This is a genomic window from Streptomyces sp. NPDC085596, from assembly GCF_044541565.1.
GTDB lineage: Bacteria > Actinomycetota > Actinomycetes > Streptomycetales > Streptomycetaceae > Streptomyces.
On sequence record NZ_JBITTC010000018.1, the window covers coordinates 1 to 1,196 of the forward strand.

At 66.0% G+C, this 1,196-nt stretch carries 1 protein-coding gene; it reads left to right on the forward strand.

Annotated features, from left to right (window positions below; translation table 11 throughout):
* Positions 1-1,196: DUF6531 domain-containing protein (locus tag ACIGA3_RS30195; protein ID WP_399721644.1), on the forward strand; the 1,196-nt coding region annotated here is incomplete at both ends.

Here is a 1,196-nt window from a genome sequence, read left to right on the forward strand (position 1 = left end):
GTGACCACGCCGAACTGGACCGTTCCGGCCGGCAAGCTGGCCTGGAACACTTCTTATGCGTGGACCGCGCAGGCATACGACGGCACCAAGTACTCCGCGGTCTCACCCTCGTCCGCGCTGACGACGGAAGTGCCGCAGCCGTTCCTGACGTCGGAGCTGTCGCAGAACAGCAGCGACCACGGCTACGACGCGACCATCGGCAACTACACGACCTCCGACACGGACGCGTCGATCTCCACGGTCGGCCCGAGCCTCGATGTCGAGCGTGACTACAACTCCCGTGACTTCCGGATATCCGGCGCGTTCGGTGCCGGCTGGTCGAGCATCTTCGACGCCAAGGTCACTGAGCAGAAGAACGCGGCCGGCACTCTGACCGGGGTTGTCGTCACCTACCCGGATGGTTCCGAGGTCGGTTTCGGCAAGAACTCCGACGGGACCTTCTCGGCGCCCTCGGGTCGCTTCGCGATGCTGCGTTCGCAGACCTCGCCGGCCGGCTACACGCTGACCGACAAGGACGACACCGTCTACACCTTCACCACGCTTCTGAGCACGGGTGTGTACGGCATCAAGGCGGTGGCGGACGCCAACAGCCGTCAGGTGGACTTCACCTGGGCCTCCGGACACGTCACGGTGATCAAGTCCGCTGTTTCCGGACGGTCGCTGAACCTGACCTGGTCCACCCCCACTGGCGCGACTGCGGCCCACGTGGCGACTGTCGTCACCGACCTGGTCGACTCGCGCGACTCCGGCAGCGCCCAGACCTGGACCTATGGCTACACCAACGACCAGCTGACCAAGGTCTGTTCGCCGTTGTCGACGGCCAAGTGCACGACGTACGGCTACACGGGCGGTTCGCAGTTCCGTACCGAGGTGGAGAACGCCGGTGCCTCGGAGCTGTGGCAGTTCAACGAGGCGAGCGGCACCACGGCCGCCAGCTCGGTCGGTGACAGCGAGGGCACGGACAACGCCACGTACAGCGGGGTCACGCTCGGCCAGACCGGTCCGCTGGCCGGGTCCACCGCGACCGCCGCGAAGTTCAACGGCACCTCGTCCTACGCGGAGCTGCCGCCGAGCCTGGTCTCCAGCTCCAACCAGCAGACCATGTCGATGTGGTTCAAGACCACGACGGCTCCGGGTGTGCTGTTCTCCTATTCCACGCTGCCGCTGAGCTACGCGATGGCTCAGGGCCAGTACAC